Genomic DNA, 14,266 nt, shown 5'->3' with positions numbered 1-14,266 from the left:
GGCCAGGCGAACCGCGCGGCCCATGTCCAGGACCTGGCCCTGGGCGTCGACCACCAGGCGGACCAGTCGTGAGGTGCGGGCGAGCCGGTGGACGTCGGAGATGGGCAGCAGCTGCCCGGTGGCGATCAGCAGCCCGGGCGCCAACCGGTCCGGCGCATGCCCACAGGTCCTGCACGCATCCCCCACCGGCCCCTCACCCGTGCCCGCGCTGTCGGCACCTGTCCCGGCTGAACCGGTGCTCGTGCTGCTGGGGCCCGTTCCGGCTGAACCGGTGCTCGTGCTGTCGGCACCGGCTCCGGCTGAACCGGTGCTCGTGCTGTCGGCACCGGCTCCGGCTGAACCCGTGCTCGTGCTGCCGGTACTCGTTACGGCTGAATTTGTGTCCGTGCTGCCTGTACCTGCCCCGGCCCAACCGGTGCTCGCGCTGCCAGCACCCGCCCCGGCCCAACCCGTGCCCGTGCTGCCTGTACCCGCTCCGGCTGAAGCCGTTCCTTCAGTGTGGCGGGGACCGGCCGCGCGGCAGGTCGAGCCGTCACCGGCCGGAGGTGTCCCGGGCCGGGTATCGCTGGAGCCAGTGGTGTCGGCGTTGGCGGTGTCGGCCGCGGCGGTGTCGGCGTGTCCGGCTGTGCTCTGCGTTGGCGGCGCCCCCGTGGCGGGCATGGTGGACGTGCCGGACGCCGCATGGGTGGGGTCGGCGTCATGCGTGGGATGGCCGGTGGTGGGATGGCCGGTGGTGTGGTCGGTGGTGGGGTGGTCCTGTGTGGGGTGGTCGTGTGCAGGGTGGTCGGTGGGGAGGGATTCGGCGCGGACCAGGACCAGCAGTTCGGTGGTGACCTTTTTGCTCAGCAGGGCTGACAGGGCGTCGGCCTGGCGGACCCGGAGTGGGCGGTCGTCGTCTTTGCCTTTCGGCCGGGCGTAGGCGGTGAGGAACTCGCGCAGGCGGGCGCCGGCCTCCCGGGGCAGCCGGAATTCCCCTTCCAGGCCGCCGGTGCTGGACGGGCGCACGAGCAGGGAACGGGTGGCGTGGTCGGTTTCGGCGTCATCCTCCAGGGTGCCGGGGTCCAGTAGCTCTCGCAGGTATCGTCCGGCTTTGAGGATTTCGGCTGGGGAGGCGTTGTCGGCTAGGTCCAGCAGGATCGGCTCGGCCAGGGCGGCCTGGGCGTCGTTGAGGTGGGTGGTGACCTGGCTGATCGCGTCGGCTGATCCTTCGGCCAGCGTGCCGGAGGCGAACCGGTCCCGGACCAGGGGCAGGCGGGCCAGCTGGGTGGCCAGCCGGATCAGGCGGGAGGCGCCTCCGCCGGTCATCCCTGCTGAGGCGCGTAGCCAGGTACCGGTGGAGGCGTGCCCGCCGCTGCCGGCACTTTTGGCCTCACCGGTGGCGTGGACGCGTCCCACCCGGGCGGCGATCGCCGAGCTCAGCCGGTCCTGGGAGAACAGCAGGTCTTCGGTCTCGCCCACGCACAACCCGGCGCTGTCGGGCAGGTCGGTCATCGCAATCCGGGAGGCGAGCTGCCGGAATTCGGCCACCAGCACCCCCGAACCCACCGACTCGCCCGAGACCTCCGCCCCCGCCGAGCGGCCGGCGTCAGCCGAGCGGCCAGGGTCGGTGGAGCGACCAGGATCGGTGGGACGACCAGAGTCGGTGGAGCGGTCGTGGAGGAACTGCTGCCGTGTGTTCTGCTGCGGAGTGTTCTGCTGCCCTGCATCGCCGTCCGCGTCGCTGTGGGCGTCGTCGGCGGAACGCTGGGGCGGGACGTAGTCAGGGTCCAGCACCGTGCCCTTCAGGAACGCGGGCAACTCGCGTCCGCCGACGCCCCCGGCACGGGAGGGATCCCGCACATCGATCGGAGAACCGAGCATGAAGGCGCCCCCCTTTCGCTCCGGCGGATCCGAACAACCACCCCCACGCTATCCAGCAGCTACGACAAAACCTGGCCCAGATCCGCGACAAAACCGCAGGTCACGCTGCCGGTGAAAAGATCTACCAACCAACCTGCCGCCAGCCGAAGAGCCAGCCGCCATGCCCGATCAGGAGCAGGACACCAACCCGCGGACCCTCAACCCGCGAAGAACGACCGGTGCAAGATCCGGACCGCCTCAGCTCCATCGATCCTCGCGATCATGCGCGGCTACGCGATCGGCGCGCTGGGCCTGCTCAACTTCACCAACATCGCCGACGAACCCACTGGGCCCGCGACGACTTTCACAACCCGCTGATCACTCTCGGTCTCACGATCTGAGAACTCCTTCAGCCCTGGATCCGCTCCTACGATGGTGCCATCGTCACTGCCATGTTCAGACAGATTATCGCCAACAATCAGGCCGGCGGCTGGCGCAAACTGAAGCGCGAAAGCTGAACGGGCGAGCAACTCCACAAACATCGTGGCATGAGAGTGCGAGGCTTGCCGCCGCCCTCTAAAATGAGATCTGTTATCCGTGGCGGTGATGCCTAACGGCTGGACGCTCCTGGAGGTGGCACGGTGAGCACCGTCACGAGTGACCGGGCAAGGCTCTTGAGAGACCTTTTGATAGCGTTGGTCAGCGGTCTGATCCTCGCTGTTGGTGGCGGCATTTACTCGGCCATGGCGTTGCCCTCGCTCACATCGTCGGTCCCCTTCTGGCTCATCATCTCCTCGACGGCGACCGTTGCCGGGACGGCATTCGCCTTCGCCCGCTATCGCAACCGCGGACGGCTTCAGGCCTTCATTCTCGTCTCAGCCTTCGCTCAGAAACACTGGGTGGCCGAACTGCTTGAGAACCTCATCAGATCGCTCGAACGTAACGGTATCGACCTGGTCCTGAAGATCCCGCCGTACGAGTATTCTGGGCATGGCCAGGTTCAGCAACTCGCCGGGATCAGAAGAAAATCGCAGTCCTTTGTCGGTGGGTTCGTGATGGCCGCCGACCGTACGGCTACTCGCGCGGATTTCGAGAGCTTCTGCCGGGACGTGAAAATCCCGATCGTCTTCATCGACTCGTCGCCCTTTGACCATGCCCGGGAATACCCGTCGAACGTGGCGTTTGTGGGCTGCGACTCAGCCGAGATCGGCGACAAGGCAGCAAAGTGGCTGGTTAAGGCCATCGGTGATCGAGGAATCGGCTCACCGGGCGTCCTCGTCATTGCGAGCACGGAGCATCCGGACCGGCAGAACGCCTTCGTCGCCCGCTTCCAGGCGGCGTTTCCATCCGCCCAGATAACCGTCAACGATCAGGCCATGTACGACCGCAAGAGATCGAGCGAGATCGTCGATCAGCACCTGGACCGGGTCGGTATCGAAGGCGGAACAGTCCACGCGATATTTTGCACCAACGACGAGATGGCGCTGGGCGCTGTCGACACGATTCAGAGGCGAGCCGCCGCCGGCAATGGCCCTGGAGACCTCGTCGTGGTCGGAGTGGATGCGACCAGGGAAGCCGTCGCCACCATCGACTCCGGCGGTACCGCCTTCCGCGCCACGGTCGTTCAGGGATCTCGGCAGGTGGCGGAACTCGCGGTAAGCACCCTCCTCAAGCTACGCGCAGGGGATCGCGTCGAGGTCGCGACAATGGTACCTACGACCATCCATCCGATCGGCAACGCATCGTCGGCCGTGCCCGGATCCCGAGTCGCGGGGAAGACCTTCCCGAGCGCACTGCACACGGGGGGCCTAGCCGGCGACGTAGCGCCCGCCCCGCCATGACCGCCGCCGCCTCGTCGTACCGTTCTCGGTCAGTTGCGCATGCCGAACAGGAACCGGGTCGGCCGGGTGCGGCGGACCAGCAGGTCGTACGCGGCGACGGTCAGGGTGAGTGAGGCCGTGACGATCGCGAGGTACTTGAGCACCATCGGAGCGTCCCAGCGGATCACGCCGTACGCGACGCTGACGACGATCGGCTGGTGCAGGATGTACAGCGGCAGGACGGCGGCGGCGAGGTAGCCGTACAGCCGCGTCCCCAGGCCGCCTCGCGGACGCGGTTCAGCGTCCGGCGTGGAATTCCGTGCCGATCGGCGGCGGTCGAGCAGGCCCAGGATCGCGACCACGCAGCACCATCCTGCCGCGCCGAACAGGACGCGGCTGCCGATCGCGAGCGCGGTCATGTCGGTGAGGGGATCCGCGCCCGGCGTCCCGCTCATGGCCAGGAAGCCTGGCGTGCCGATGGAGAAGAAGACCAGGCCGGCCACGAGGGCGAGGGTCGCGTCGCGGCGCATCGCCGTCCGGAATCGGTCGTCGGCGGCGAGCACGAAGCCGTACAGGAAGAAGAGCAGGTATGCCCAGCGGCTCCAGCCCGCGAAGGCCTCCTCCATGCCGTGCAGGGCGGTGATCAGCGCGATCGGGATGCCCGGCAGCAGCAGCACCGCGCCGCGCCGCCGCATGCTGACGGCCAGCCCGTCGCGGATCCGGTGGCCGAGGTCGCGGGGGAGCCAGCGGAGCGCCAGGGCGAGCAGCAGCGCGTACGCGAGCAGCATCTCCACGAACCACAGGTGCCCGGTCTCGAAGTGCTCGCCCGCCACGATGAACGGGAAGTCGGATAAATCCAGATGAATGTCGAAGAATCGCGGCAGGAACTGCAGGTACGACTCGTGGTACGCCGGGTCGGCCCGCAGCCGGAGCCACTGCGGCACCGGGATGATCGTGAGCGTCGCGAAGACCAGCGGGACCCCGAGCCGCAGCAGCCGCTCCGTCGCGAACCCGCCAGGGCCGCGACGGCGCAGCGAGTACCACGAGCCGAGACCGGCGACGAGGAAGAGCGTCGGCATCGCCCACACCATGCCAAGACCCGCCACGATCATGGTCGCGTCGGTGGTCTCGGCGTTCTTCACGTAGTAGTCGTCGCGTGTGTCGAACACCAGCGCCGAATGGAAGAACACCAGCCCGACCACGACGAGCGCGCGAATCGCGTCCAGTTCGGTCCGCCGCTCGGGCTGCGGCACGTGAGCCACGTCGATGTGCGCCTCCGCCATCCTGCCTCCCCCGTCGTGCCTGACAAGCTCAGTCTGGGGTTTCCCGGCGCCCTGGACCAGATCCAGGACGCCGTTTCATGCCCTCCGTGATCTTAGGCGCTCTCGTGCTGGCCTCCGCCACGTCCGCCACCCCCGTCAAGCCCCTGACTCCGGCCCAGCTGCGCGCCGCCCAGTAACGTCTCCTCATCCTGTCGCAGCGCGCTTTCCGGCGGTCACGTCCGGGAATGCCGCATCACCAAAATGTCCCCAGCCCAGCCCGGGGCCTTGCGAACCAGTCGTGCCGAGTAAACGTCTGCATGGGTGTGAAACGCCTTCTCCTGGCCGGGCTTGCTGTTGCGTTGTGTTCTGGGGCTGTGCTGACCTCAGCCTCGGCGCCGCCCCCTCGGACCGTTCGCTCCGAATGCCCCCAGCAGTGGGGCGGACGCGAACCCGGTGGCTGGGTTCCGGCTGCGGCGAAATTCGACGGCGTTGACGAGTTCCTGGTGCCGGGCATCCCGGTCGCGGCGACGATTTGCGCCTACCCGGGCGACAACACCCGGCCGGGCCGGGAGCGGCTGGCCGGTTCCCGCGTCCTGGTGGGTGGGGCCGGGGCGATGGCCAGGGACCTGGCCTATCTGCCGATCTCCGACAGGTCCGGGCTCTGCACGCTCATGGGCGGGCCCATGACCAACTACCTCATCCGGTTCGACTACCCCGGCGGCTTCGCCCTGTGGGTCGGCACGGCAGAAGAGGTCAACGCCTGCGTGGTCACGACCAACGGTACGGCGGGCAGCCGGTCCTACGTCGGAAGGTCGATCACGGCCGCGTACCGGACCGGTGCCTGGAAGCTGATCAGGCCCGAGGATCCCTGCCAAGGGGACGGCGGCAGGCGAGGGCAGGGGGAGCACATGGTTCCCGGCGAGCCCGCCTCCGTAGTGGTGTGCCGGAGCGCGAGCGGCACGAAGCCGGCCGCTATGCGGGAGCATGGCGCGGCTGAGGCCCGTAGTCTCGCCGCGGCCCTGAACGCACAGGACTCCTGGCCGACCGACCACGGTTGCCAGGGCGGCTCGGGGCTTTCCTACCGCCTGATGTTCCGCTACGCGGACGGGCCTCCCGCGAGCGTGCATCTCATCGTGGGCTGCGATCCGCCGATCGGGAACCCGCTGCTTCAGGGGGATCTGGACGACGTCGCCTATCGTCACGTGCTCCGGCTGGCGCCGCCGGAGTGACTCAGAACACCGCACACGCCTCGATCAGAACAACCGGTCGGCGGCCCACCGGGCATCGGTCGGGCCGCCACTCGGGCGTCCATGTCATGCGGATGGGCCGGTGCGGTCAGGTGGCGATCTCGGCCAGGGCCCGGTCGCGGGTGCGTACGCCGAGTCGGATGATTGCGGCTGCGATCAGCAGCAGGGCCACCATCACGAATGACGCCGGGCGGGCGCCGTAGGTGGTGAGGATCGGCAGGACCACGAACGGGGTCACGGCGCCGCCGAGGTGGCCGACGCCGTCGGCGATGGCGGAGGCGGTGCCGCGGGCGCGGGTGGGGAAGATTTCGGCGGTGTAGGTGTACGCCGGGGTTGCCATGAACGCGATGCCGAAGGAGCTGAACAGCGCGCCGATCGTCGCCACGGTCTCGCCGAGGTCGAGGCTGATCAGCAGGAGTGCGGCGGCGAACACGAGGGTGCCGATGACGACCATGGTGCGGCGTTCCATGCGTTCCACCAGGAGCACGGCCGCGACCCCCGAGATGAGTGGCATCGCCCGGGTCAGCACGCTGACCAGGACCGCGTCGGAGGTGGAGATGCCGATGCCTTCCAGGATCAGCGGGAGGTAGCTCGCGTAGCCGTACATGGCGAGATAGAAGATGAACCAGAAGCCCAGCACGATGAGCATGCGGGACAGGTACGGCGCCTTGAACAGGGCGCGGGCCGGGACGCGTCCCTCGTCCGCCGTGGTCGCCTGCTCGACGGGGGCCTCGGCGGGCACGGCGGCCCCGCCCGGCGGCAGGCCGACGCGGGACTCCATGTCGCGCACGATCTGATCGGCCTCCCCGGCGCGGCCCACCGTGACCAGCCAGCGCGGCGACTCGACCAGGGCCCGGCGATTGACCAGCGGCAGCACCAGCAGGACCAGCGCGCCGAAGGCCAGCAGCCAGCGCCAGCCGCCGGCGAAGGCCGACAGCACCGGCAAGGAGGCGAAGCCGACCAGCAGGAGCAGGACGGTGCCGACGGTGTAGAGGCGGGACAAATAGCCGCCGCGCTGGTGCTTCGACGCCATCTCGCCGATGTACGCCGAGCACAGCGCCAGCACCGCCCCCATCCCGCAGCCGGTGAGGAACCGGAAGAACGTCAGCGACCACACGTCCCACGAGAACGCGGTGAGCAGGCCACCGGCGCCGAGCGCGGCGATGGTCAGCAGGAGGCCCCGCTGGCGGCCGTGCCGGTCGGCGATGTGGCCGAACAGGTAGGCCCCGACGCAGTAGCCGACGAGGTTCCAGGTGATGGGGTAGCCCAGTTCGGCCCCGGCCAGGCCGAACTCGTCCCGCATCGCGGGCAGGGTGATGGTGAGGACGGAGATGTCGTAGTTGGCGAAGAAGAAGCAGAGCATGAGCGCGAACCAGGCGGCGCGGCTGAGGCCGACCTTCGGCATCGCGTCGATGCGGGCGTTGATGGAAGCGGCCGAGACGGACGAGTCAAGGGGGGTGTGAGACATCATCGGCTCCTTGCACAGGATGAGCCGGCTCGCGGGGTCCTCACGAGGCTCAGGCTGAGGTGGTGCGCTGAACGTAGGCGGCCCGCGCCGATGTTGACCATCGCGCATCGGCACATGTGCACGTGCGCGGAAACGCAACGTGTCAGAGCGTGAGCGGGTGCCCGGCCCACTCCTGCCGTACGGTCCCCACCAGCTCGCCGACGACGTCGTCATGGCCGGCCCGGTGGCGCGACCAGGCCACGCCCAGCAGGAACTCCAGGTCGTCGCGCAGCGGCACGACCGCGAAGGCCGGGTCGTCGAAGACGCGGGAGCTGCCGCCCTGGCGGGGGTGCAGGGTCAGGGTGAGGCCGTGGCTGCGGCGGATGTGGGCGGCCAGCAGCGCCGAGTCGTGGTCGGGCATGCGGTGGATCGAGGTGATCCCGGCGTTCTTCAGCCGTTCTATGTGGCGGTTCATCGCGGTCGGCTGCACGCCGGACGGGCCGATCGTCATGGTGCGGTCGGTGAGGTCGCGCAGGCTCAGCTCGTCCCGGCCGGCCAGCGGGTCGTCGGCGCGGGTGACCACGCAGAACGTGTAGCGGGCCACGACCAGGCTGTCCAGGTCGGGGCGGTCGAGCGGCAGGTGCACGAGGGCCAGGTCGAGCTCGCCGCGTTCGAGGCCGGGTAGCAGCTCGGCGGACGGCGCCGTGGTCACCTCGATGTCGTGGCCGGGGAAACGCTGCTCGGTGACCGCCAGGAGGCGGTCCATCACCGCGGGCGGGGACAGGTGGGTGCCGCCCACGTGCACCACGCGGCGGGCCGCCGGCGGGGCGCTGACCAGGGCTTTGAGGCCGTCGACGCGGAGCAGGACGTCGCGGACGGGGTCGAGCAGGGCCCGGCCGTCGGTGGTCAGCTCGACCTGGTGGTAGCGGCGCACGAACAGGGCGACGCCGAATTCGCGTTCGAGGTCGCGGACGGCGCGGCTGACCGGTGAGGGCGTGAGGTGCAGCCGTTCGGCGGCCCGGCCGAAATGCAGTTCCTCGGCGACGGCGACGAAACACCGGAGTTGCTGCACGTCCATAGCGGGGAGTCTGGGACGGGCGTCGCCGCACGTCAAGGCGGATGTTGCGGATCCGGCAACGACTACGTTGCGGATTTGGACGTGTTCAGAGCGAAATCGGCGTGACATTCTCTCGTCATCCACCTGGAAATCTCCCGCATTGGGGTGATCAACCATGCTTCCCCTCACCGGTGTCCGGGTCGTCGACCTGGCCGACGGCAAGGCCGAGATGTGCGGCCGGTTCCTCGCCGACCTGGGGGCCGACGTGATCAGGGTCGAGCCGCCCGGCGGGGCGCCGACCCGGAAGCGGGCGCCTCTGCACGGCGGAGTGAGCCTGTATTTCGCGACCCACAACGCCGGCAAGCGCGGGGTCACCCTGGCGCTGGACGATCCCCGGCTGCTCGATTTGGCGGCCGGGGCGGACATCCTGATCGAGACCGAACGGCCGGGCGTCCTCGACGTGCCGGCGCTGCTCGACCGGAACCCGGCCCTGGTCGTGGTGTCGATCACTGATTTCGGGCAGACCGGGCCGTACCGGGACTGGGTCGGCACCGATGGGGTTCATCTGGCCTTGGGCGGGGTGCTGTCCCGGTCGGGTATTCCCGGGCGAGCGCCGGTGCTGCCGCCGGGGCCGCTGGCGTACGAGTCGGCGGCCGTGCAGGCCGCGTGGGCGGCGCTGGTGGCGTACTACAACCGGCTCGACACCGGGGTGGGTGACCACGTCGACTGCTCGGTGTACGAGATGACCGCGCAGGTCATCGACCCCGGCTTCGGCATCGGCGGCTCGGCCACCGGCGGCGTGCCGGCCACCGCCCTGCCGCGCGGACGCCCCGCGGCGGGCAACCTGTACCCGATCTTCCCCTGCGCCGATGGGTACGTCCGGATCTGCGTGCTGGCCAGACGCCAATGGCGCGGCATGTTCGGCTGGCTCGGCGAGCCCGCGGAGTTCGCCGACCCGAAATACGACAACCTGGCCGCCAGGTTCGGCGCCTCCGAGCGGCTGCACGTGCTGATCGGCGAGCTGTTCAGGGACCAGGCGCGTGAGGAGCTGATCGCCCAGGGCCAGGAGCGCGGGGTGCCGATCGCGGCCCTGCTCGACCCGGGCGAGGTGCTGACCAGCCCGCATTTCCTGGCGCGCGGCGGTTTCGTCGACATGATGGTCGCCCCGGGGCTGGCCGGGCGGCTGCCGTCCGGGTACGTCGAGGTCAACGGGGTACGCGCCGGGCCCAGGCGCCCGGCCCCTGAGGTGGGGGAGCACAACGCGGAGGTGTTCGCGGAGACCAGGCCCGCCCCGCCCGCAAAGCGGCCGGCCCCGCCGAAACGCCGCCCCCTCGACGGGCTGCGGGTGCTCGACCTGGGCGTGATCGTGGTCGGCGCCGAACTCGGGCGGCTCCTGGCCGACCAGGGCGCCGAGGTCATAAAGATCGAGAGCCAGGCCTACCCCGACGGCAGCCGCCAGTCGCTCACCGGGGAGACCATCAGCGTCAGCTTCACCTGGGGGCACCGCAACAAGCTCAGCGCCGGGATCAACCTGCGATCCCCCGAAGGGCTGGCCCTCTTCAAACGGCTGGCCGCCGAGTCCGACGTCGTCCTGTCCAACTTCAAGCCGGGCACGCTGGAGTCCCTCGGCATCGGCTACGACGTCCTCAGCGCGCTGAACCCGCGCATCGTCATGGCCGACAGCAGCGCCCTCGGCTCGACCGGGCCGTGGAGCAGGAGAATGGGGTACGGCCCGCTCGTCCGCGCGTCGACCGGGCTGACCATGCTGTGGCGGGACCACGAGGTCGAGGCGGGGTTCTGCGACGCCATCACGATCTACCCCGACCACGTCGCCGCCCGGGTGGGCGCGGTGGGCGTGCTGGCGGCGCTGATCGAGCGGCGCCGTACCGGGAAGGGCGGCACGGTCAGCGTCGCGCAGGCCGAGACGATCCTCACCCAGTTCTCCACGAACTTCCTGCACGAGTCCCTGGCGCCCGGCTCGTTCACCGACCCGGGGGACCTGTTCCAGGGGATCTTCCCGTGCGCCGGTGACGACGAGTGGATCGTCGTCGCGGCCGAGACCGACGACCAGCGGCGCCGTCTGCGTGAGGTCGTCGGGTCCGCGGATGTCGCCGCGTGGACTTCGGTCCGACCGCCGCGCGAGTGTATGGCGGTTCTGCAGGCCGCCGGGGTGCCGGCCGGGATGATGCAGCGGGTCATCGAGTACCTGGACGATCCGCAGCTCGTCGCGCGCGGGTTCCTGCGGGAGATGCGCCAGCCGTACATCGGGCATGTGGTGCGCACCGAGAACGGGCCCGCCACGTTCCGCGGGGTGGCCGACCCCGAACTACGCCCGGCTCCCCTGGCGGGGGAGCACACCCGGGCGGTGGCCGCCAGGCTGCTCGGTCTGGCGAAACCGGAGATCCAGGCCTTGATCGAGGCCGGTGTACTGGAAGGAGCCGATCATGAGTGAGCCCGCCGCGCTCGCCGAGCGCCGTGACCACGTCATGCTGATCACCTTGAATCGCCCCGAGGCCCGCAACGCCGTCAACGCGGCGCTGACCCGGGCCGTCGGAACGGCCCTCGACGAGGCCGACGCGGATCCCTCGATCCGGGCGGTCGTGCTGACCGGGTCCGGGGACAAGGCCTTCTGCGCCGGCGCGGACCTGAAGGAGGTGGCCCGGGGCGAATTCACCACAGAGGGGATGAAACCCCACTGGGGATTCGCCGGATGTGTCACGCATCCGATCAGTAAGCCTGTCATCGCCGCCGTCAACGGGTTCGCCCTCGGCGGCGGCACCGAGATCGCCCTGTGGGCCGACCTGGTGGTGGCCGCCGAGACGGCCAGCTTCGGGCTGCCGGAGGTGAAGCGCGGCATCATCGCGGGCGCGGGCGGCGCGTTCCGGCTGGTACGGCAGTTGCCGGCCAAGGTCGCCATGGAGATCCTGCTCACCGGCGACCCCGTCCCCGCCGCCGAGGCGCTCCGGCTCGGCCTGATCAACCGGGTCGTGCCGCCGGACCAGGTGGTGCCGGCGGCGCTTGAACTGGCCGGGCGCATCTGCGCCAACGCGCCGCTGTCGGTGCAGGCCAGCAAGCGGATCGCGCGCGGGTTCTCCGAGGATGCCGCCTGGGCCCGGTCAACCGCCGAGGCGGAGCTGATCATGAAGTCGGCCGACGCGAAGGAGGGGCCGCGCGCGTTCGCCGAGAAACGCGCCCCCGTGTGGGAGGGCCGATGAGCGCCGTCATCGCCGGTCTCGGCATCACCGAGATGGGCAAGGTCTACGGGCGCACCGCGGCGGAGTTCGCCGCCGACGCGGTCCGGATGGCCGCCGCCGACGCGGGCTTGGCCGTGCCCGACATCGACGGGCTGCTGACCAACACCGGCATCAGCGGCGACGTCGGCCTGGGCCTCCAGCGGGACCTGGGCCTGCGCGACCTGCGGCTGCTGTCGGAGATCCAGGCGTACGGCTCCTCCGCCGGCGCCATGGTCCAGTACGCCGCCATGGCCGTCGGCTCCGGCATGGCCGACGTGGTGGCCTGCGTTTTCGCCGACGCCCCCCTGAAGGATCCGTCGTCCGGAGCGGGGGCCGCCTACGCGGGCGCCGGCAGGAGGCCCACCGGCTGGCAGGGCCTGGCCGCCGCCTCCGGCATCTACAGCGCGAACACGATGTACGCCCTCGCCGCCCGCCGCCACATGCGGACATACGGCACCACCAGCGAGCAGCTCGGCCACATTGCGGTCGCCCAGCGGGCCTGGGCGGTGAGGAACCCGCTGGCGCAGATGCGTGACCCGATCACGCTGGCCGACCACCAGAACTCCCGGTGGATCGCCGAGCCCTTCCACCTGCTGGACTGCTGCCTGGTCAGCAACGGCGGCGTCGCGGTCATCGTCACCTCCGCCGAGCGCGGCGCCGACCTGTCCCAGCCGGCCGTGCACATTCTCGGCTGGGGTCAGGCCCACCCCGGTTACGTCATGGGTCCCGGCAGCGAGCTCGGCCTGGTCAGCGGCGCGGCGATCTCCGGCCCGGCGGCGCTGAAGATGGCCGGCGTGACCATCGCCGACATCGACGTCGCCGAGCTGTACGACTGCTACACCTTCACCGCGCTCCTCTCGCTGGAGGATTACGGCTTCTGTGCCAAGGGCGAAGGCGGTCCCTTCGCGGCCAGCGGCGCGCTCGGTCCGGAGGGACGGCTGGCGGTCAACACCGGCGGCGGCCAGCTGTCCTCCTACTACATGTGGGGCATGACGCCGCTGTCCGAGGCCGTCATCCAGGCCCGCGGCCAGGGTGGCGAGCGCCAGGCCCCGCGCCACGATCTGGTGCTGGTCAGCGGCAACGGCGGCCTGCTGGATCACCACTCGACCCTCGTCCTCAGCCCGAATCCGCGATAGGAGCCCGCCGATGCCCGTGGGAATCGTTCAGCGCGACGCGGCCACCGCCGAGTTCTTCGACGGCGCCGCGCGTGGTGATCTGCTGATCCGCCGTTGCGACGGCTGTGGCGGCTGGGCCGCGCCGCAGGCTCGTACGTGCCCGCACTGTGCCTCGCCCGCGTTGTCGTGGACTCCGGCCGCCGGGACGGGGACGGTGGTGACCTGGGCCGTCGTGCACACCAAGGGCCTGCCGACCGTCACGGTCGGGATCGTCGAGCTCGACGAGGGGCCCTGGATGCAGCTCCAGCTCACCGGGGACCTGCCGGAGGATCTGTCCGACCTGCGCGTGCGCGTCGCCTTCGAACAGCCAGAGGGAGGCGAGGCCGTCCCCGTCTTCACCCCCGCAAGCACTCAGTAAGGGCTCGGCGGCGTCTGCTGCGGGTACTGCTCGCCGGGGTATTGCTGGCTGGGGTATTGCTGGCCGGGGTACTGCGGGTTGGGGTATTGCTGGCCGGGGTATTGCGAGCCCGGGTACTGCTGGCCGGGATACTGCGGACCGGGGTACATCGGGGCGGGGCGCGGCTGGGACTGCAGGGCGGTGATCTTGTTGACCACCACGAAGGCCAGCGTTCCCGCCACCAGCGTCAGCGGGAACAGCACGACCTCCAGCTCGGCGGCGGTCCGCAGCTCCTCCAGCTCCTCACCCCTGAGCAGCAGCCGGCCCACGAGGTTCGACCCGAAGACCGACAGCAACCAGACGATCCACCATGTCATCGCCAGCCCGCCGGGCCGGCGCTGCTGCGGGTCGGAGGCCGTCCAGATGTCATCGATGATCTGCTTGGGGAACCAGAACGACACGATCGGCACGAACCACCCGAAGATCAGCCAGGGCCGGGCGCGCCGCTGCGGCACCATCGGTGCCAGCGCCTCGGCGTTGGCGCGGACCCGGAACAGCCAGATCCAGTAGCAGACGCCGGCGATCAGGAAGGTGGCCGTCTGGAGCAGGCCGGTGGCGCCGTACAAGGTGTCGTTGTCGTCAACGGCCTGCAGGTCGATGCTCAGCGGGTTCTCGATCACGTCAGTGATGATCGAGACGCGCTGCAGGCTGACCACGGCGGCGATCGTCTCGACCATCAGGTTGATCAGGATCACGACGGTCACGGTCACCGCCAGGCCGCGCGCGGGCCTGACCGGTGCCGGGGGAGGGGGAAACATGCGAACCTCGGGATTCCGGAGATAAAGAGCG

Annotated in this window: 11 protein-coding genes; 6 read left to right on the top strand and 5 right to left on the bottom strand. The window is 70.0% G+C overall.

Annotated elements, in window-relative coordinates; translation table 11 throughout:
- Positions 1-1,860 (bottom strand): 13E12 repeat family protein (locus Amac_RS27510; RefSeq protein WP_155357304.1); only part of this gene is annotated, 1,860 nt, incomplete at its 3' end.
- Positions 1,861-2,480: 620 nt separating this feature from the next.
- Here Amac_RS27510 and Amac_RS27505 point away from each other — a divergent pair.
- Complete coding sequence (locus Amac_RS27505; protein ID WP_155357303.1) at positions 2,481-3,680, top strand: substrate-binding domain-containing protein; 1,200 nt, start codon at positions 2,481-2,483, stop codon at positions 3,678-3,680.
- Between the two features lie 29 nt (positions 3,681-3,709).
- On the opposite strand, the gene Amac_RS27500 is transcribed toward Amac_RS27505, so the two are convergent.
- Entirely contained in the window at positions 3,710-4,942 is a 1,233-nt protein-coding gene (locus tag Amac_RS27500) for an acyltransferase family protein (RefSeq protein ID WP_155357302.1), read from the bottom strand.
- Between the two features lie 353 nt (positions 4,943-5,295).
- On the opposite strand from Amac_RS27500, the gene Amac_RS27495 reads away from it, so the two are divergent.
- Positions 5,296-6,150, top strand: coding sequence for a hypothetical protein (locus tag Amac_RS27495; protein WP_155357301.1), 855 nt, complete (start codon positions 5,296-5,298; stop codon positions 6,148-6,150).
- 106 nt (positions 6,151-6,256) lie between these two features.
- On the opposite strand, the gene Amac_RS27490 is transcribed toward Amac_RS27495, so the two are convergent.
- Both Amac_RS27490 and Amac_RS56430 read right to left on the bottom strand, forming a co-directional pair.
- On the bottom strand, positions 6,257-7,639 hold the full coding sequence (locus Amac_RS27490; protein ID WP_218041307.1) for an MFS transporter: 1,383 nt from the start codon (positions 7,637-7,639) through the stop codon (positions 6,257-6,259).
- Between the two features lie 139 nt (positions 7,640-7,778).
- Positions 7,779-8,693: a LysR family transcriptional regulator gene (locus tag Amac_RS56430; RefSeq protein WP_281356346.1), complete on the bottom strand. Its 915-nt coding sequence runs from the start codon at positions 8,691-8,693 to the stop codon at positions 7,779-7,781.
- 154 nt (positions 8,694-8,847) lie between these two features.
- On the opposite strand from Amac_RS56430, the gene Amac_RS27480 reads away from it, so the two are divergent.
- From Amac_RS27480 to Amac_RS27465, 4 genes are read left to right on the top strand one after another with little or no spacing between them, the layout of a single operon-like run.
- The gene (locus Amac_RS27480; RefSeq protein WP_155357298.1) at positions 8,848-11,124 is read left to right on the top strand and encodes a CaiB/BaiF CoA transferase family protein; all 2,277 of its coding nucleotides are present in this window, start codon (positions 8,848-8,850) and stop codon (positions 11,122-11,124) included.
- The gene (locus tag Amac_RS27475) at positions 11,117-11,887 is read left to right on the top strand and encodes a crotonase/enoyl-CoA hydratase family protein (protein WP_155357297.1); all 771 of its coding nucleotides are present in this window, start codon (positions 11,117-11,119) and stop codon (positions 11,885-11,887) included. The genes Amac_RS27480 and Amac_RS27475 overlap by 8 nt, the downstream gene beginning before the upstream one ends.
- Complete coding sequence (locus tag Amac_RS27470; RefSeq protein WP_155357296.1) at positions 11,884-13,041, top strand: thiolase family protein; 1,158 nt, start codon at positions 11,884-11,886, stop codon at positions 13,039-13,041. Before Amac_RS27475 ends, Amac_RS27470 begins: the two co-directional genes overlap by 4 nt.
- Before the next feature lie 10 nt (positions 13,042-13,051).
- Complete coding sequence (locus Amac_RS27465) at positions 13,052-13,438, top strand: Zn-ribbon domain-containing OB-fold protein (RefSeq protein WP_155357295.1); 387 nt, start codon at positions 13,052-13,054, stop codon at positions 13,436-13,438.
- On the opposite strand, the gene Amac_RS27460 is transcribed toward Amac_RS27465, so the two are convergent.
- On the bottom strand, positions 13,432-14,235 hold the full coding sequence (locus Amac_RS27460; protein ID WP_170322673.1) for a DUF4328 domain-containing protein: 804 nt from the start codon (positions 14,233-14,235) through the stop codon (positions 13,432-13,434). The genes Amac_RS27465 and Amac_RS27460 overlap by 7 nt on opposite strands.
- Between the last annotated feature and the right edge of the window lie 31 nt (positions 14,236-14,266).

Origin of the sequence: Acrocarpospora macrocephala (genome assembly GCF_009687865.1) — a bacterium.
GTDB lineage: Bacteria > Actinomycetota > Actinomycetes > Streptosporangiales > Streptosporangiaceae > Acrocarpospora > Acrocarpospora macrocephala.
This window is presented reverse-complemented; position numbering and strand designations above follow the sequence as displayed.

Coding starts and splice junctions, on each gene's coding strand:
- Amac_RS27500 (WP_155357302.1), bottom strand. CDS start 4,942: ATGGCGGAGGCGCACATCGACGTGGCTCACGTGCCGCAGCCCGAGCGG.
- Amac_RS27490 (WP_218041307.1), bottom strand. CDS start 7,639: ATGATGTCTCACACCCCCCTTGACTCGTCCGTCTCGGCCGCTTCCATC.
- Amac_RS56430 (WP_281356346.1), bottom strand. CDS start 8,693: ATGGACGTGCAGCAACTCCGGTGTTTCGTCGCCGTCGCCGAGGAACTG.
- Amac_RS27480 (WP_155357298.1), top strand. CDS start 8,848: ATGCTTCCCCTCACCGGTGTCCGGGTCGTCGACCTGGCCGACGGCAAG.
- Amac_RS27475 (WP_155357297.1), top strand. CDS start 11,117: ATGAGTGAGCCCGCCGCGCTCGCCGAGCGCCGTGACCACGTCATGCTG.
- Amac_RS27470 (WP_155357296.1), top strand. CDS start 11,884: ATGAGCGCCGTCATCGCCGGTCTCGGCATCACCGAGATGGGCAAGGTC.
- Amac_RS27465 (WP_155357295.1), top strand. CDS start 13,052: ATGCCCGTGGGAATCGTTCAGCGCGACGCGGCCACCGCCGAGTTCTTC.
- Amac_RS27460 (WP_170322673.1), bottom strand. CDS start 14,235: ATGTTTCCCCCTCCCCCGGCACCGGTCAGGCCCGCGCGCGGCCTGGCG.